16 protein-coding genes are annotated in these 18,514 nt (G+C 41.2%); 8 read left to right on the plus strand and 8 right to left on the minus strand.

The features are described from left to right. Positions 1 to 62: 62 nt before the first annotated feature. The gene (zapE, locus tag ACMVDV_RS10480; RefSeq protein WP_416158075.1) at positions 63 to 1,172 is read right to left on the minus strand and encodes a cell division protein ZapE; all 1,110 of its coding nucleotides are present in this window, start codon (positions 1,170 to 1,172) and stop codon (positions 63 to 65) included. A gap of 58 nt (positions 1,173 to 1,230) precedes the next feature. Between zapE and rsuA the strand changes: the two genes are divergently transcribed. After that, entirely contained in the window at positions 1,231 to 1,929 is a 699-nt protein-coding gene (rsuA, locus tag ACMVDV_RS10485; protein ID WP_416158076.1) for a 16S rRNA pseudouridine(516) synthase RsuA, read from the plus strand. A 125-nt stretch (positions 1,930 to 2,054) separates the two neighbouring features. Further along, positions 2,055 to 3,683: a methyl-accepting chemotaxis protein gene (locus ACMVDV_RS10490; protein WP_304178400.1), complete on the plus strand. Its 1,629-nt coding sequence runs from the start codon at positions 2,055 to 2,057 to the stop codon at positions 3,681 to 3,683. 81 nt (positions 3,684 to 3,764) lie between these two features. On the opposite strand, the gene ACMVDV_RS10495 is transcribed toward ACMVDV_RS10490, so the two are convergent. Both ACMVDV_RS10495 and ACMVDV_RS10500 read right to left on the minus strand, forming a co-directional pair. Next, positions 3,765 to 4,538 carry a YggN family protein gene (locus ACMVDV_RS10495; RefSeq protein WP_392342992.1) on the minus strand — a complete coding sequence of 258 codons (774 nt, stop codon included), beginning with the start codon at positions 4,536 to 4,538 and terminating at the stop codon, positions 3,765 to 3,767. A 134-nt stretch (positions 4,539 to 4,672) separates the two neighbouring features. Further along, the gene (locus ACMVDV_RS10500; RefSeq protein WP_416158077.1) at positions 4,673 to 7,102 is read right to left on the minus strand and encodes a zinc-dependent metalloprotease; all 2,430 of its coding nucleotides are present in this window, start codon (positions 7,100 to 7,102) and stop codon (positions 4,673 to 4,675) included. A 162-nt stretch (positions 7,103 to 7,264) separates the two neighbouring features. Between ACMVDV_RS10500 and ACMVDV_RS10505 the strand changes: the two genes are divergently transcribed. Further along, positions 7,265 to 8,233, plus strand: a complete 969-nt coding sequence (locus tag ACMVDV_RS10505; protein WP_416158078.1) for a class 1 fructose-bisphosphatase — start codon at positions 7,265 to 7,267, stop codon at positions 8,231 to 8,233. 139 nt (positions 8,234 to 8,372) lie between these two features. Here the strand turns inward: ACMVDV_RS10505 and ACMVDV_RS10510 are convergent, their stop codons facing one another. Further along, positions 8,373 to 8,699: a hypothetical protein gene (locus tag ACMVDV_RS10510; protein ID WP_416158079.1), complete on the minus strand. Its 327-nt coding sequence runs from the start codon at positions 8,697 to 8,699 to the stop codon at positions 8,373 to 8,375. Positions 8,700 to 8,749: 50 nt separating this feature from the next. On the opposite strand from ACMVDV_RS10510, the gene ACMVDV_RS10515 reads away from it, so the two are divergent. From ACMVDV_RS10515 to ACMVDV_RS10525, 3 genes are all read left to right on the plus strand, one after another. Beyond that, positions 8,750 to 9,118, plus strand: a complete 369-nt coding sequence (locus ACMVDV_RS10515; RefSeq protein WP_416158080.1) for a DUF5522 domain-containing protein — start codon at positions 8,750 to 8,752, stop codon at positions 9,116 to 9,118. A 218-nt stretch (positions 9,119 to 9,336) separates the two neighbouring features. Continuing rightward, on the plus strand, positions 9,337 to 11,769 hold the full coding sequence (locus ACMVDV_RS10520; protein WP_416158081.1) for a TonB-dependent receptor: 2,433 nt from the start codon (positions 9,337 to 9,339) through the stop codon (positions 11,767 to 11,769). Between the two features lie 59 nt (positions 11,770 to 11,828). Next, positions 11,829 to 13,346: a sulfotransferase gene (locus ACMVDV_RS10525; protein WP_416158082.1), complete on the plus strand. Its 1,518-nt coding sequence runs from the start codon at positions 11,829 to 11,831 to the stop codon at positions 13,344 to 13,346. Here the strand turns inward: ACMVDV_RS10525 and ACMVDV_RS10530 are convergent. Beyond that, the gene (locus ACMVDV_RS10530) at positions 13,343 to 14,197 is read right to left on the minus strand and encodes a sulfurtransferase (RefSeq protein WP_416158083.1); all 855 of its coding nucleotides are present in this window, start codon (positions 14,195 to 14,197) and stop codon (positions 13,343 to 13,345) included. The two genes, ACMVDV_RS10525 and ACMVDV_RS10530, sit on opposite strands and share 4 nt — an antisense overlap. Then, on the minus strand, positions 14,130 to 15,365 hold the full coding sequence (locus tag ACMVDV_RS10535; RefSeq protein WP_416158084.1) for a capsular biosynthesis protein: 1,236 nt from the start codon (positions 15,363 to 15,365) through the stop codon (positions 14,130 to 14,132). Before ACMVDV_RS10535 ends, ACMVDV_RS10530 begins: the two co-directional genes overlap by 68 nt. A 223-nt stretch (positions 15,366 to 15,588) precedes the next feature. Between ACMVDV_RS10535 and ACMVDV_RS10540 the strand changes: the two genes are divergently transcribed. Further along, on the plus strand, positions 15,589 to 16,605 hold the full coding sequence (locus tag ACMVDV_RS10540) for a CDP-glycerol glycerophosphotransferase family protein (protein ID WP_416158085.1): 1,017 nt from the start codon (positions 15,589 to 15,591) through the stop codon (positions 16,603 to 16,605). Positions 16,606 to 16,641: 36 nt separating this feature from the next. Here the strand turns inward: ACMVDV_RS10540 and ACMVDV_RS10545 are convergent, their stop codons facing one another. Then, positions 16,642 to 17,043, minus strand: a complete 402-nt coding sequence (locus ACMVDV_RS10545) for an adenylyltransferase/cytidyltransferase family protein (protein WP_416158086.1) — start codon at positions 17,041 to 17,043, stop codon at positions 16,642 to 16,644. Positions 17,044 to 17,278: 235 nt separating this feature from the next. Between ACMVDV_RS10545 and ACMVDV_RS10550 the strand changes: the two genes are divergently transcribed. Next, positions 17,279 to 18,031, plus strand: coding sequence for a glycosyltransferase family 25 protein (locus tag ACMVDV_RS10550; RefSeq protein WP_416158087.1), 753 nt, complete (start codon positions 17,279 to 17,281; stop codon positions 18,029 to 18,031). Between the two features lie 71 nt (positions 18,032 to 18,102). Here ACMVDV_RS10550 and ACMVDV_RS10555 read toward each other — a convergent pair whose 3' ends face one another. Further along, complete coding sequence (locus tag ACMVDV_RS10555; RefSeq protein ID WP_416159085.1) at positions 18,103 to 18,489, minus strand: group I truncated hemoglobin; 387 nt, start codon at positions 18,487 to 18,489, stop codon at positions 18,103 to 18,105. Between the last annotated feature and the right edge of the window lie 25 nt (positions 18,490 to 18,514).

Consider the following 18,514-nt stretch of genomic DNA (forward strand, 5'->3'; position numbering starts at 1 on the left):
AGCCAAACCAAGAGTAACCTGTAATATCTCACTATATTAAAGGTTTATAATTAATAGAGTGGCTACCAATTTTGCATCTCAATTAGCCGAGATTCTGTACGCGCATATTCAAAGGCTAACTTTTGCCCTTGATATAAATCAGCAATCCCCACCTCAGCACTGAGTACCAACAGCTTACCGCGATCGTAAAACTCATCCACTAAAGCAATAAAGCGGCGCGCTTCATCGTCAAGCGTATGCTCTTGTAAGTCTTGCTTTTCACGCTGATAGCTGTCTTCAATACCGTGCACTATTTGTTTTCCCGTCGCAGCCAGCCCCATAACTGGAATATTACACACGTATACGCGTTGGTAATGCTGCGCTAAATAAATGTAATCTGCGGTGCTGCGCGGGCCTGAGCACAGTGCCATAAAATCAAACATAATGGTATTATTACTGCGTTGTATACATTCAATATTACGTCCACAAATAGCCACGCGTTTAGCTGTAAGCAATTGATCCGAAAAAGCTAAAAAATTACTTTGTAACTCATTTTCAACAGCACTATTAAAGTAATAAGTCGCATGCTTGCCAAATCGAAAACGGTGATCAACAACGCCAGCAATATTAATAATGTGGCAATGAGTTTTTAATAATTCGATGGTGGGTAAAAATCGCGCGCGCTGTAAACCGTTATAGTAAAGCTGATCTGGCTGACAATTTGACGTGGCAACTAATACCACACCTTTAGCGAATAGCGCCTTAAAAAGCCCTGCCATGATCATCGCATCACCAATATCAGAAACAAAAAACTCATCAAAACAAATAAGTTTCAGTGTTTTTGACCACTCACTGGCTATTTTATCAAGCGGGTTTTGCAGCCCTTGTAATTGCCCTAACCGGGTGTGAACTTGGGCTATAAAATGATGAAAATGTAGCCGTGTTTTTTGCTTGATCGCAACACGCTCAAAAAACACATCCATCAACATCGACTTACCCCGCCCTACCGGACCATATAAATAGATACCTTGTGGGCTCACCGACTTACGCCACCAAACTTGTTGCTTTTGTAACGCCTGCGCTAACTCATCAAGCGCCTTCACAGCCGTAAGCTGGGCGTCATCAAGTTGCAGTTTGTCACAATTAATTTGCGTATAATAATGCTGTAATATTTGCCCGCTTGGCACTGTCATAGACTGTACTGATTCGTTATACTCGCCACCATTGTAGCTGACTAAAAATGTGAACCCAATGAAATTCCCTTGCCGCTTAGATAAATTTATTAGCCATCTGACTGAAATACCACGCACAAAAGCCAGAGCAAGTATTAAACGCAAAGACGCGACAGTGAATGGCGAAGTGATCACCGCTTATGATCATCAAATCACAGCCACTGATACGATTTTATACCAAGGCAACCCCTTGGCATTCTTAGGGAAGCGCTATTATATGCTCAATAAACCGGTTGGTTATGTGTGCGCCAATAGTGATGATTTGCACCCCACAGTATTTGAGTTATTAGACGAACCTAACATGAGTGATTTTCATGTTGCGGGTCGCCTTGATCTAGATACCACAGGGCTGGTACTGATCACCAATGATGGTGATTGGTCGCATAAGATCACCTCGCCTAAGCACAATAAATTTAAAACCTACCTAGTTGAAACACAAGAAGCGCTAACAGCTGACGCTCTAGAACAACTACGCCTTGGCGTGCTATTGCACAATGAAAAAGAACTAACTCGACCGGCAATCGCGGAACAACTTGCGACTTACAGCCTACGTTTGTCAATTTGTGAAGGTAAATATCACCAAGTTAAACGTATGTTGGCTGCTGTTGGTAATAAGGTAGTTGAATTACATAGAGAAAAAATAGCAAATATTGAACTTGATGACACTCTTAGCAGTGGCGAATATCGACTTTTAAGCGCCGCTGAGATCACGCTTTAGCGATCCAAAAGGGAAACTTGAGTAAAAGTCACGTCAAAATCCCTGATTATCGTTAATTAAAACTAACATCTGGCCGATAAACATGGTAGAAATTTAAGGTCAATAAAAATAATAAGGGGCGCAATGTGCTGTCAGGTTTAGCATTAAGAACTAAAATAATCTTGTTTGCTGGAGCGATGTTTATAGCACTTAATGCTATTGCATTACTGGGTTTACAATCTCTTCGTCACGCCAGTGAAAACGATAATATCGCTCGTATCAATCAGCTGATGAAAAGCACTGCTAATATTGTTGAGCAGTTTGAATTACTCGCAAAAAATGGCCAGTTAAGTGAGCAACAGGCGCGCGAATTTGCCACCCAAATGTTGCGTGAAAACAAATACCACGACAGTGAGTATGTCTACGTCGTTAATGACAAGCTCGACTTTATTGCCACCCCCCACGATCCGCAGCTGCATAACACTAGCTTTAATGATTTTAAAGATGCCAGTGGTAATAGCATTGGCCGTATGGTTGAACAGTTAGTTGGCAGCCAAACCAATAAAATTATTACCTACCATTGGGATTCAGTACGCGATGGTGAAACGGTTGATTTAACCTCCGTAGTACAAAAAACCCCGTATTTTGGCTGGTATGTTGGCACTGGGATCAGCGCCAAAGAAGTCGATGAACGGTATTGGAATACCGCCAAATGGTTACTTGGCCTTTCATTGCTTATTGCGCTTGGCTTAACCGCGGCGATTGCCCGCTTTGGTATTTCACTCAGTAATGCATTAGGTGGTGAAGTAGTAGAGGTAATTGATATTGTTAAGCAGGTTTCACGGGGTAATCTCAATTCACATATTCGTACCGATGCCCAGCCAGAAAGCATTATTGCCGCGATGCACTATATGCAACAAGGGCTGCGCGGTGTAGTCGGCGGTATAAAAGATGTGACCGATAGTTTAAAAAGTCAAAGCCTCGATAACGAATCACGCTCTACGGAGCTGGATAAACTAACGCGTAGTCTAAATGAAGAAACCCATATGGTGGCATCAGCTATTACCGAGTTGACAGCATCGGCACAAACAGTGGTTGAACATGCCGAGCAAGCCGCTTTTTCAGTACAAGAAGCAGAAAGCCAAGGCCAAAATGCAAGTCATTTAACTACTGAGGCAGCAAATACCATTGTTCTTTTAGAGCAACAAATTGACAGCGCTGGTAATAATATCCAACTCCTTGATGATGAAGTAAATAATATTGCAAATGTGCTTACTGTTATTCAAAGTATTGCCGAGCAAACTAACCTATTAGCACTCAATGCTGCCATTGAAGCTGCCCGTGCCGGTGAACAAGGAAGAGGCTTTGCGGTAGTTGCGGATGAAGTACGTCAACTCGCGCAGCGCACGCAAACCAGTACTGAAGAAATTCGTACTATGATAGGTAAGTTACAATCCGCCACTAAAGATGCCAAAACATCGGTGAATTTAAGTATTACGACCAGTGAACAAACCGTAGCGAAATCTAAAGCTGCCAGTGAAGAGTTGCAACGGGTGGCTGCATCTCTAAGTGCCATCGCGCAAATGAGCCATCAAATAGCGATTGCAGCCAAAGAGCAACTTGATGCCGGAGAGGATACCGCAAGACGTATTGTGACCATCTCTGACACCGCGTCACAAACGGCAGATGTATCACATCAAGCCCATGCAGCAACCGACTTAATTAAAGGCTTAACCAACAATTTAGAGGCTGAAACAGGCAAATTTAGTTCTTAATTGGTTATTCACGCAACAAAAAACCCGCATCGCCTGCGGGTTTTTTATATATCTAGCTTTTTATCCACAGTACAAATTAACCTAAGATTTAATTTGTACTAAGTCAAAGTCAGCCATGCTTGGCACTATCATTTGCAATCGCGATTCGGTGACATCCAGCGAATTTAGGCATTCACAGTATTCTGACGCTTTAAGCTCTAATTGTTGGGCTTTTTTCTGCAGTGACTTATCGATTTCTTTAGAAATAATATCCATGCGCAGGCCCATGTCATTGATGCGATCTTCGATATTGCCTTCGCGAGACTTAAATGCATCGCCAAGCGAAACTAAAATGGCACCAAGAGAGCCGTGAACGGCAGAGTGAATTTTTTTGCTGATCTCTTCTGTAAAAAAATCATCGATTTTTGAAAGCGATTGAGGCGCGATAAAAAAGAAGTCATCCCCGCGTTTAAACTTGTCCATTAAAGCACGTTCTACATATTGCAATTGCGTTTTCAGTACTTCAGGTTCTTTGTCTGACATGCCTTCAACAACTTGCTCTATGGCACTTAAGCCAAGATTGACACCATCGGTTGCCAGCTCCACCAGCTCCGGCACAGTATCGCGAATACCGGCACTGAACTGCATTAATACCTGGCTTTCTTCAGGGCTCAAATCTATCCAATAACCACGAATAAACAATTGATTATCATTGTTTATTTGCACACGAGTTTGGCCTTTATCAACAATACGAATGACATCATCGGTGATGATCAAACCATGTCCCAGCTCAACTTCGCACACGGCTTTAGCACTAACATTAAGACTTGATAGTGCTATGGACATCGCCAATATCGAACGAGATAAAAACGCCATAAACACCTCAAAAAGACTAAAAATGGAAGGCGGCTAGGTTAACAAAAAACCAGTTTTATGCAAGAAAAATGGTAAGCGCGATTTTACATCGCGCATGAATGGAGCAAGTGCGCGGGATAAACCCGCGCCTACATCTAAATAGGTGAGCCGGGTGGAATTGGTAATGCCTTAAAGTTTGCAGGCCAATCGCCAGTCGTTAAGAATTGTTTAACTTGATCAGCTAAGTATTGCTTAAACGCACTTTCGCCAACATCAGCACTGCTAAGTAAAGACTCTTGTTGGTACGCCTTCGTGAGTTTAGTTAAGTAATAGCGTAGTTGGGCTTGCACTTCTGGAGCCACTTTATCACTGGCTACTAAGTCAGCAAATTGCTTTGCTGTCAGTAATTGCACGCGTTGGTTAATCTTACCCGCCATGCCTTTTTTACTCTGGCTCAAAAACACCTGCTGGTACACTTTTGCAAGCAGTTCATCCAAGCTAAAAAATTCCTCGCTACGCGCTTGCTGCTGCGCTAAACGATTTAATCGTTGGCTATTTAGCAATAACGCTAAACTATGCTGTGCTGCAACTTCAGGGAGCGCCATTGCGTCTAAGGTTAGGCCAGTACGGCCAACAATGCTTTCGCGGCTTTTAGATTCACCATACGCTTTGGGTGGAATTAGCGCTAACACGGATTCTGGTAATACTAAATTGTCAGCATTCAAGGTGGCTAATAGCGCCGCTAACGCTTGTTGCTGAGTTTGTTTAGCAACCACTTGCGCGCCTTTGACGGCACCTTCACCACGCACTTCGTACTCATAATCAACACCCGCAATCAGTTTTACAACAGACTCGACCTGATAACGATGAAATAAATACAGTGGTACCAACATTTCTTCCAGCTGAGATAAAGACGTGCCGACCTTAATATTGTTAATACCAAAATTAGTCAGTGCTTGTTGCCTTACATTAAGTACTCTTAATAATTCTTCACTTGGCGAACTGCCGTTATCCCATAAATGAGCAGTGGGATGGGCGCCACCTTGAGCACGTGCATCACTATCAGAGATAAACTCCAGCCCTTTAGTTTGGTTATCAGCTAAAATTGCTGCCAGCTCGGCACTTTCATCAAGGTTACGAAAATCACTGTAACCGTACTTTATAACCTGAGTATCCCACTGGCCCATACCATTTGCATAACCACGGCTAACATCCAGCTCACCTTTGTCATTAAAGCCGACTAATGGGTGCGGGTAATCCATCACCGAAGCGCGATCGGCCACCGATGCTGAAAAGTTATGCGCAATACCGAGTGTGTGGCCAATTTCATGGGCACTTAATTGACGAATACGGTTAAGCGCCATGGCTTGTAATGTTTTAGCGACTTCATTGCCCTGTAAATAAGGTGCAGCAAGGGCTTCGGCAATTAAAATATCTTGGCGCACCCGTAATGAGCCTAAGGTAACGTGCCCTTTTAAAATCTCACCGGTGCGCGGATCAATTACCGAGCTGCCGTATGACCAACCACGGGTTGCGCGGTGCACCCATTGGATCACGTTATAGCGAATATCCATAGGATCAGCGTTATCTGGTAATACTTTAACAATAAAGGCATTTTTATAACCCGCTTGGGCAAAAGCCTCATCCCACCACTTTGCGCCCTCTAAAAGTGCTGTTTTTACCGGCTCAGGGACACCCGGATCTAAATAATAAATAATCGGCTCAACCGGTTCGCTAATAGGTAAGTTTGGATCTTTTTTGCTAAGGCGGTGGCGTGGGATATAGCGCACCAGCATAGGTTCATCTAATGGTGCGGCATAATCTTTATGTTCAATACTCCAATAACCTGATTGCGGATGAAACATACGCGGTGTGTAATTGTCATCAGGTAATTCAATTAAAGAGTGATGCATATGTACAGTTAAGGCATACGGATCAGCACTGACTTGACGAATATATTCACCCGGTTGAGTGCCATTAAAGGTCAATACGGCTTCCAACTCGGTGTTTTTCATAAACGCTTTAGAGCGTTCCATGTTTACCGCACTGCGGCTTTCATCAAGGCTAAAATTGCCTTGCTTGCGTGCTGCAAGCGTTCGGCTCACACCATGTACATCACTTAATAAATACGGCGTGTAATCAATCAGCACTGCTTGTGGACTTTGTGCCACCACTTTAAAACCCGCTAAAATACTTGATGCAAACGCTTCTTGAATACTTTTTTGTTCGGCTTTATTACTGGTATTTGCACGGTAGTAGGTATTAATAGCCCGCAGCATGACTTTATCGCCAAAGCGTTCAAACTGCACTAAATGTGTATTACCTAATTGACCACGATCCAGGCCAATATCATTAGAGCCCACTCCATAAGGTAAGCTTTGCTGTAATAGAAACTGCTGTTTGAGTTTATCTACTTTTAAGTAAATTTTGCCGTTTTCAGTATCATAATAAAAAGAAAAATAGCCCGGAAAATGATTCATTTGCTCAGTAAAATCATTAATAGACTTAATTGCTGCGTGCGCTTGGGTTATCATAGTCAGCAACACAGTAAAGAGTATGTAACGTATCGATGGTATTTTTTGCATAATCTTATCTTTGTTATTCGCGTTTTAAATACTTTCAAGGTGTATCCAGTATAGGATATTGCACCTAAAATACAGTTATTTAAGACGAAATTCAGCGCTTGCTGTGATGATCCCTCTCACCCTTATGATTATCATAGCTTATAACGTTATCAGGAAAATAGAATGCGTAGACTACCTCCAGTATTACTTGAAGACGGTTGCCCAAGAGAGCTAATCTCATTGATCCGAACAGTTTTAGCGGCATGTAAGGAAATTTCTTTTCGCGTAGGCCAAGGGGCATTATCAGGTGTGCTCGGTTCCACACTTGATGAAAACATCCAAGGCGAAACACAAAAGAAACTCGACGTACTTACTAACCAACTACTTAAAGATATATTACTGGAATCAGGCTACGTAAAAGCAATTGCCTCAGAAGAAGAAGATTACACGGTTGCCGGTAACCCAGACGCTAAATATATCGTGGCTTTTGACCCATTAGATGGCTCGTCAAACACAGACATCAATTCATTGGTCGGCACGATTTTCTCTATCATGGAAGCGCCAGAAGGCTCTGATCCTGCCGATCAAAGTATCTTTATGCAGCCGGGTAAAAACCAAGTTGCGGCGGGGTATGTTTTATATGGCCCATCAACTGTACTGGCACTTACTACAGGTAAAGGCACACGCTTTTTCACCTTAGATAAAACGCACGGCAGCTTCTTATTAACTCAAGATTTTGCCAAAGTGCCTGTTGATACCAACGAATACGCCATCAATGCATCAAATCAACGCCATTGGCAACCGGCGATGCAAAACTACATTAATGACTTAATGGCTGGTGAAACAGGTCCACGAGCGCGTAACTTTAACATGCGCTGGATTGCCGCCATGGTCGGTGATGTGCATCGTGTATTATGTCGCGGTGGTATTTTTACTTACCCTACCGACACTAAAGATCCAAACAAACCAAATAAACTACGCCTACTTTATGAAGCAAACCCAATGGCGATGTTAATCGAACAAGCCGGCGGCATCGCATCAACTGGCACAGAACGCATTATGGATATTCAACCCGACGCCATCCACCAGCGCGTAGCGGTGATTTTAGGTTCAAAAAACGAAGTAGAAGCCTGTTTGGGATATCATAAGTAATAGCTCTCAGCTCTCAGCTCTCAGCTCTCAGCTCAAAAGTAAGAACCATGCTTGTTAGGTCAAGCATGGTTTTTTTATCTAAACTGACGACTGACGACTGACGGCTGACGACTGACGACTGACGACTGACGACTGACGACTAAATTATCAACAGCCCAACCAACCTCGCAACTTTACTCTTATCAAGCTCGCCCATTTGTTCGCTGTTACTCAGGGCATAGATAACCCCTTCGACAGCGCTGTAGTCGATGTCGGTTCTAGATTCAATTACATTCGCCCACAGCTCTAGGTCGTCTAAATCTATCTCGCCTGCTAGGCAACGAGTGAGCACATCGAGTACGGTTGTCAGCGTTAATACGTAAACTGGGCCTTGCTCATCACTCGTTGATGAAACGATGATACTTATGGCCTCGTCTTTGTGTTTACCAAAAGTGACGAATTCTGCTAACGCTTGTGCTCTGTTCATAGTTGGTTATCTGTTATTCTATGGATTATTAAAAATTAAACGTATCTCGAATGACTACTTTAGCCTGCTCGCAATGCCAAGCGACTCTTAACTGCAATGTTGATGATATCAATGCCTGTTGGTGCAATGAGCTGCCTGCTATTTTACCGCTTGATAGCACAACCACCAGCTGTTTATGTCGAAAGTGTACCTTGGCTAAAATCAATCAATTTCTAAATGTCCTCTATCAACAACCACTTAAAAACCAGCTTAGTTTTGCAGCCTCTTTTTCTAACCATAATCCCCTAATAGAAAACCTCGATTATACAATGCAGGGGAGCTATATGGTGTTCTCTCGTTGGTTCTTTTTAAAGCGTGGCACATGTTGTAAAAACAATTGTAAAAACTGCCCGTTTAGAATACGTAAAATTAACAATTGACACAAAACAGCAAGAAAGCCATAAAGAGAAAAAATTTCATGCAAATATTTATATGCAATAAAAACGCTTTAACGCACTAAAAAACGTTTTTTGATGAATACTTTATCTATATAATTGCATATTAATTTCCGTACCCTTTCAGTCATCTTGTTTATCTTTTTATAACATGTTTTCTTATTAGCAAACGACAACCAGATAAACAAAAAACAGGATAATCAATGAAACAGTTCAAGCCTAGTATTATCGCTTGCGCAATAGCCGCCCAATTTTTTACTGCTGATCATGCTGTTGCAGCTGATCAGCAAGTTATAACCGAGAAAGCAATTGAAACAATTCAGATAACTGCGACCCGTCGAGCAGGTTCAGTGCAAGAGGCACCACTTAACATCACCGCCCTTGATGGGGATGTAATTAAAGATCAAAACATTGCTGATCTTGAAGATGTAGCCCGTTGGGTGCCAGGTTTAACCATTTCTGATCAAGGTGGCCGTGAAGGTTCACCGATTATTGTCCGTGGCTTAAATACCAATACTTCAGATCGTATTTCTGATGGCGGCACTGTTGCCACTTACGTGGGTGAAATTCCACTTAATATTGATTTACGTTTAACAGACGTAGATCGTGTTGAAGTATTGATTGGCCCACAAGGTACATTATACGGAGCGGGAACATTAGGTGGTGCAATTCGTTACTTATTAAAACAACCTCAGCTCGATATTACCGAAGGCCAAGTCACTGGTGATGTGTTTAGCTTAAACGAAAGTGACGGCACTGGCGGTGAGTTTGGTTTAGTATTTAATACGCCGTTAATTGACGATGTATTGGCAATTCGTGCCAGCGTCAATTATTACACTAACCCAGGGTATATTGATTATAACTACGTAGTGCAAAACCCAGGCGTATCAAACCCAAATCCTGATTTTACCAACCCACAAGATGTCAACGCTAACTTACGCAGTGTCAGTGACGTAAATGATGAACAAATTACTACAGGGCGTGTGTCACTGCGTTGGCAAGCCAGCGAAGCTATCGATGCAACGCTAAACTATTTTTATCAAAAACAAGAAAATGGCGGTAACTCTACATCGCAATATAATTCATTAAGTGACAGCAGCGGCCTACAGGGGATGGTTGGCCAGTATGAAAATGCCGCGCGGATACTTGAGCCAGGTGAAGAAGAAAACGACTTATTAAGCTTAGAGATCAAAGCGGATCTAGGCTTTGCAGAATTAGTATCTGCCTCTGGTTGGTCAAGCTATGAGCAATCAGGGCAACGTGACCAAACTGACCTGCTTTACGATATCTGGACTGGCTATGCAGAATTTCCAGCGTTTGTAGCGCAAACTTTGGATACTTCAAAACGTGATAGTTTCACTCAAGAAATTCGCTTAGTGTCTAACTCCGATAGTGCCTTTAACTGGATTGTCGGTGGTTATTATAACAAGCTTGAAACTCACTCGGACGATAGAGAATACACACCCGGTTTAACTGAGTTTTGGGGCGATGATATTCCAAATCTGCAACAAGACCTCGAATATATTTTAGTCAGTGACTCTGAAACCACTGAAAAAGCCCTATTTGGTGAAGTAGGCTATGCGTTTACCGATCAATTTAACGTGACACTTGGTGCGCGTTTCTATGAATATGATGTATCAACGACTTCAGGCTCTGCAACACCATTGTTTTCACTTAACTTTGACTCTCTTGATGACTTAGTAATGGAAAATGTCAGTGCTAGCGACAACGGTAATCTGTTTAAATTTAATGCCAGCTACACTTTCGATTCTGGTGTACTTGCTTACTTTACTGTAAGTGAAGGCTTTAGGATTGGTGGTGGTAACGGTATTGCACCTTGCCCAGATGTATTGCCAGATCAACAAATTGTTTGTGCATACCCAGATGAAGAAGATTATAAACCAGATACCACAGTAAACTATGAACTGGGTTTTAAATCGAGCTGGTTTAAAAACCGCTTACACTTTAACGCGGCATTGTTTAATGTTGATTGGAAAGATGCGCAAGTTGGTACTGCAACGGTAAATGGTCAAGAGCTAATTACCTCTAATGCCGGGGCAGCTAATTCAAAAGGCGTGGAAATTTCATCTCGCGCTATGATTGCCGATAACTGGACGGCCTACGCCACCTACGCCTATGCCAAAGCTGAGCTAACCGAAGATGCTCCAGGTTTATTAGGCACATTAGATAAAAAGTATACACAGTATCAAGCATACTACGATGGTGCTGACGGTGACCGCTTACCAGGCGCGCCTGAGCATCAGCTTTCGTTTGGCCTACGTTATGAGCAAGATGTACTCGATGATAAGTTACTGAGCATTAACTACGGTATGACCGCACAAAGTGATGTGATCACTAAAGTTGGCTTAAAAGCCGATGGTGAAACGCTTGCAGGCTATGCACTGAGTAACTTATCAGCCAAGCTAACCGGTGATATGTGGTCGGCAACCATTTACGTTGATAACTTATTCGATAAGTACGCCTTTACCTCGGTACGCCGCGATAAATCATGGGCAGGTATGGCTAAATATGAAGAGCTCAATAAAGAACTGCCTGAGCTGCAACGTGTGTATGGTCACTACACCACTACACCGCGCACTATCGGTATGAAGTTTACCTATAACTTTGAACTGTAAACAATACGAGTTTATAAAAAGCCTTGGCGTTTTACGCCAAGGCTTTTATGCTTATAGCCATGCTGACATCGACACAAAAACACCTGCAACAACAAATTGAATTTGCTATTAATCATAGCAAGCTTAACGACGCGCATTTATTACTGGTCAGTAATATCAAACGCGCCTCAGATGATCACTTTAGTTATTTTTTACTCGCGCAAGTAAACGTTGCAGCAAACGATATTAGCAAAGCAAATAAACTCTTAAGCAAAGCGATTAGTATTGTACCTCTACCTTTATATTTTGCTCACTCAGCCAAACTCGCCGTACTCAATGGGCAGTTGTTAGATGCGCAGCAACATATAACTGAAGCAATAAAATACCTACAGTATGAAGCGATTGAATGCGATTTAATTGCTAATGTATTAACTCGCCTAGGACATTATCAACTCGCGCTAGAGTGGCAATTACGTGCTCACCAACATGCCCCTACAAACCCGCAGATCAGTTATAACTTAGCAGTGGCCTATAAAATAATGGGGCAATTTAGTGATGCAATACTGCGACTACAAACACTTATTAAACAGCACCCACAGCATTTTCAAGCTCACTACTCGTTAGCCGAACTTAACGATGTTAAGCAAGCTAAAGCACATTTACCACAGCTTTTAGAGTTAACCAAATACGTTAAAACGCCGATGCAGCAACAATTTTTGCACCATGCGATTGCACTCAATTACGAACACTGCGCTGATTATAAGCAAGCTTTTGCGCACTTTAGTGCTAGTAAGCAGCCTATTTGTTTGCATGTTAAATACAATGCGCAGGCACATAGTGAATTTTGCCAACAGCTTATCGCATTAAGTAACGATTATAAGCCAGACATAAGCCGCAGCGATTTTGCTCCGCTATTTATTGTTGGTATGCCGCGCTCAGGTACGACCTTGCTGGAAAAAATAATAAATCCGGCAACAACGGTGCAAGGTGTGGGTGAACTTAATGATATTGCCCAGCTCTGCCAAGGTGCTAATGCTCAGGTATTAAATAGCGACGTACTCAATAATGCATACAAAAATGCTCAGTTAATAGCGCAGTTGAGCCAGTATAAACAGCGAATTAATCAACTAGTAGCACCGCAGCTACGCAGCTGCGACAAACAACCATTCAATTTTTATTATATCGATTTTATTCTAACGGCGTTCCCAAGTGCTAAAATTATTTGTATGCAGCGCGCTCGAAAAGACAGCTGTATTGCCAATTATCGCCAACTATATAGCCCAGCCAGTGCCTTTCATCATTACAGTTATAACCTGCCAGATATAGACCGCTTCTATCAAGATTACTGTAAGCTGATCAATCACTTTGCAGCTAAATATCCAAATAATGTGATGATCATGCAATACGAAACGCTTGTTTCAGAGCCGCTGCTAAGCACGCAACAGATCTATGATTTTTGTGATTTGCCTTGGCAAGCTCAGTGCCTGGATTTTCATAAGCAACATTCTCCATCTGCAACGGCAAGTAAAGTACAAGTACGCCAGCCTCTCAATAACAAAGCCATTGATTACTGGCAGCACTATGCGTTTGCACTTTAACGTGTAGGGCAAGGACCCGTTTCGATAGGTAATTCGTCTCGGCCGCCCCACTCACTCCATGAGCCGTCGTAAACGTGCAGGTTTTCATACCCACATTCATCGGCAAATAACGCCAAAATGCAGGCGGTAACGCCGGAGCCACAGCTAAATTGTAAGCTCGTTTGAGGGTTTGCTTGGTCGCCAAGTACAGCGTCAAATGCAGCTTTGATAACGGTTAATGGTTTTGCTTCGCCATCATCCAATAGCTCAATAAACGGCAAAGCACGGCTATTAGGAATATGACCGCTGCGCATCCCCGCTCTAGGCTCTGCCATCTCACCTAAATAACGCTGATAACCCCGCGCATCAAGCAGTACGGTGTGCTCATCATCTATGCCCTGAAAGACTGCAGCCGCATCAATAAAATAACCCACTCGCGGTTTGGCAACAAAGTTACCTTTATGATGATGGCGGCTATATTCAATTTGCGTTAAATAACCCAGCGACTGCCACTTCGCAAGGCCACCACTGAGTACTTTGACATTATCAAAACCCATAGCTTTAAACATCCACCAGCCTCTGGCGGCACTAAATAAACCTTGATCTTCGTAGATGATAACTAAGGAATCTTTATCAACACCCATTAACTGCATCTGCTGAGAAAACTGCTCCGCACTACACATGCTATGCGGCAGCGGATTGTCTTGATCGGCTAATTGTTTTTTAAAATCAAAACGCAATGCATTAGGTAACTTAGCCTGCGGTTTATACTCTCCCAGCTTACCTGGACGCACCATACCGGCATCAAAAATAATCAGCTTGGGGTCGTTTAAGTGCTCGTTCAACCACTGGCAAGTTACGATGTTTTTCATTGTTATCCTTTACTTCATTAATTTGCTGAGAAAAAACATCTAATCCTAATAAACGTTTTTCAACAGCATCAGCATGTTCTTTTGAGCAATCTTGCCACCTTCCTTGAACACTGTAAACATGCTTTATATAACTGAAAAACTGATTTCTAAGTTGAGTATTGAATTGCCAACCTTGACTCATTTGCGATATTTGTTCACTTAACTCCTCACTATTGCGCGCATGTAAAACTAATTCATCAATGTTATAACAAGCCTGCCCTAATGTAATAACACGGCGCCCTAACAATAACGCCTCTAACCCGACCGTAGAATTAATCGTGATCACGGCCTGTGCGTTTGCTATTAAATCAGCCGTCACATTGCCGTTAGCAAATACTGCCCGAGGGTGCTTTTTATATAAATGAGAATAGTGTTTATGCCAAGTGGGATGTTCTTTAAATACCACTTTTAACTCTGGATCATTTAATTTTTCTACCGCGGTCATTACTTCTGTAAACAGCATTTCCATCGAATTAATCCAGGGCGAATAACAAACTAATTGCGTATCATGGGGAACCTGAAACGGCACAAAAATATACCGAGCCGGTAGCTTGCTTTGTACAAATGCTTTGCGTTTTTTATGATTGACCCTAGCCGTTAACTCTGGTGTTTTAAATAGTGCTGTTTGCGATGATTCAAAATCAAGGTAAAAACGTTTCTCGCGCTTAATTGAAGATGCATAGTTAACACCATTAGGATCCAAACACGTTGTATTAGGTAGCAAGCCATTTTCATAATAAATGACTTTAATCCCTAGCTTTTCAGCTGCTTTCACGACTGTAACATTAGGCAGTTTATGTCCATTCCAGATAACTAAATGAGTTGCCTTTTCCTGCGTAAGTAGTGCTAAATATTTAGCATAACGACAACGCTCAACCACGTTTATCAAAAGGGAGTAAGCTAATATTAACAAGTAGCTATGCCAAATAGCATGTTTGGCTTGTTTGCGTTTTAACTGGGTTGCAATAATACCCTCAAAGGACACTTTAAATGCCTCGGGTAAATATTTTAATGCACTGAGTATTGGCTTACCAAAAATATGCAAACTTGCATTCAGGCTTAGTTGAGCAATTAGCTTTTGATAATATCTAGCATGTATATTACGACGAGAGACAAAGAGGAAATGCATAGTAATATTACACCTATTTAACACCTTAGGTAGCAATATTAAGCCATCATCATGACTAATTTATGAACGCTCCAGCAACAATGCTTATTAGCTTAATTAGTACATTATTTTGTTTTAGTATAATAAAACTGTATTATAGGTAACTAATTCTGGTAAATAGAGTCTTTACCAATGCCTTCGAAATATATTTTATTACCAATTTAAAGTCGAAAAGTGACTTATCATGCCTAAACATTATTTATTCTATGTAGAACAACCCTATAGCTTTGCTATTTTACGCCCTATTCAAGCTGCGCTCAACGCGAGAGGGGATAAAGCTTGCTGGTTTATTACAAAAAAAAGCGGTATTACCAACAGCCTGCTAGAGGGCGAGCAACAACTTCATACTATTGAAGATGTTAAAGACTTTAACCCTTGTGCCGTATTCGTGCCTGGCAATGTTGTTCCTGATTTTTTCCCAGGCGTAAAAGTACAAGTGTTTCATGGCTTAGAATATAAGAAAAAAGGTCATTTTGCGATTCGAGGTTTTTTTGATTTGTACTGTACTCATGGCCCTCTTACAACAGAACCATTTACACGGTTAGCAGAAAAACACGGTTATTTTAGAGTGATAGAAACTGGCTGGCCAAAACTCGACCCTTATTTTGATTACCAAAAACAACAAAATATAAAGCCTGTTATTTTATATGCGCCAACATTTTCGCCAAATTTATCTTCGCTAGAAATCTTATTTGAGCAAATAAAAACACTTGCAAGCAGTGGTGACTACGCTATTAAACTGAAGTTTCACCCAAAAACTAAACAGCAGTGGCAGCAATTATATCAACCACTTACAGAATTAGAACATTTTGAAATTTGCCAAAGTGATAATTTAATGCCTTTAATTCAACACGCCGACGTGGTTATTTCAGATACATCTAGTGCCGTTGATGAATCATTATTATTAGGCAAACCGGTGATCACTTTTAATAACGCTCAACCACAAGATGCTTTAATAAATATCACCAAACCGGAGCAATTAATTAACGCTTTAGAACAAGCGCTATCTTTGAGCGATGAGCAACAACTGAAAATTAATGAGTATATAACCCAAGTACATCCATTTACTGATGGCAATAGTGCTCAACGCGTGCTGGCTGCAACCGCACAGGTTATTGAAGCGGGAGTTATGCAAAAGCCACTTAATCTACTGCGCAGATACAAAATCCGTAAAGCACTAAGCTATATGAAGTTAAAGTGATTAAATCGTGGGTTGGATAGACCCACCTTAAAATCCTTATTGAGATAATGGATTACGTACCACTTCAATAATTTCAGTGGTTGAAATTGAAGGGGTACGAGTAAGGTATTTCACATCACACAAGCTTTTAAATTCATCAAAACGTCCAGCCCAGTCATCACCCATTACCAATAGTTCAGCTTTATGTTCAGTAATGTATTCACCTTTAAGCTCTAATGAGTGCTCAATAAACACCTCATCAACACAACGTAATGAACTGATAATTCTGACTCTATCGGCTTCACTGTAGACTGGATTGCGGCCTTTTTTTGACATATTAAGCGCATCTGAAGACACGCCGACAATCAGGTAATCACCTAAAGCTTTGGCACGCTCTAAAATATTGATGTGGCCAACATGGAAAATATCAAACGTTCCAAAAGTTATTACTCGTTTCATTTATTTTCCTCTAAATAGTTAGCAATTTGCCCAACAGATAAGCGATCCATTTTACCAGCGTGCGGTTTGAAAACACTAGCCCTATTTTCGATTCAACCTATTCGCTAAAGCAATGATGTAAACTAGGGACTTAACATAAAAGCAACACATTTAGTTAACAAAACAATTTTATTATCCCAAAAACCAATTTAAATGTTAAAATATTCTTACTATAATTTTTTATAACTTCAAAATTATGTCTATTCCACTTTATATTATTAATATGCAAGGCTGTGAAGAGCGCTGGTATACAACTCAAACTCGATTAAACAATATAGGCATGGAAGCTGAACGTTTTAACGCAACAGTAGGAAAACAACTTAGCGAAACTGAACTGCAAACTTGGTATTGTCCAAGTAACAATAAAAAACACTATCATCGTGACTTAACACTAGGTGAGATTGGCTGCTATGTTAGCCATATGCGTATTTGGCAAAAAATGGTCGACGAAAATATCTCAGTTTGCGTGGTACTAGAAGATGACTTATTTATCCAGCCCCATTTAAACAATGTCATAACGGCTGCCCTCGAGTTACAACACTGGGATTTAATTAAACTCTCAGATAACCGTGATTTTCCATTCATCGATACGGCTACACTGCAAGACGGCTTAACTTTAGGTAATTATAAAAAAACCCCTAATGGCACACAAGGCTACATCATAAGTTTAGAAGGTGCGAAAAAGCTGTTAACTCGTAAGCCATTTTACCGCCCTGTTGATGTAGATATACAATTTCATGGTGAAGTTGGGCTACAGGTAGTAGGCATCAAACCCTACCCTCTAGCAGAAGACAGAAACTTTGAAAGTGAGATTGTAAATGCCAATACAGGCACCCACTCTAATCGCAGTACATTTTTAAGAAATTTAAAGTATAGAATTCGCATCTATTTGCAGCGAAGAGAAAAAACTGCGGACCTAAAAAAAATAACGGCCGATAAAAGCCATTAAATATTTAAAAATTAGCTATGTTATATACCCAAGCCACCTTCCGTTGAGCATCAATTGGTGGTATCTGTTTGCTAAATCTTAATTATCTCAGATCTCAACGGTGCCATTTTCGCGAGTATTTTATTTTGTACTGGATGCTCAATATTTTGTTCATTCATTGCATTGATTAGTAAATCGACTACATGGTTAAAGTCAGCTTCGCTGATATTCATACCAGTGTGGATCTCAACCATACTATCGCGCGTGTATTTACAAGGACCATCGGTTAGCACACACAGGTGATTGATAAAGCCCTCGCGGAAATGGCTAATATTGGCATGTTCAAAGTAGTGAATAATCTGTTCATCATTACCGATTTGATTAATAAAACTGTCGACTAACCTTTCGAGCCCAGCTTGACCATCGAGCTGCTGATACAAGGTTAAATTAGCTATATTCGAACAAGCACTTAGTGCCATAGTAAAAATTATTATTGTTATAAAT

It is taken from the genome of Pseudoalteromonas sp. ASV78, from assembly GCF_047806705.1.
In the GTDB taxonomy this organism is placed as follows: domain Bacteria; phylum Pseudomonadota; class Gammaproteobacteria; order Enterobacterales; family Alteromonadaceae; genus Pseudoalteromonas; species Pseudoalteromonas prydzensis_A.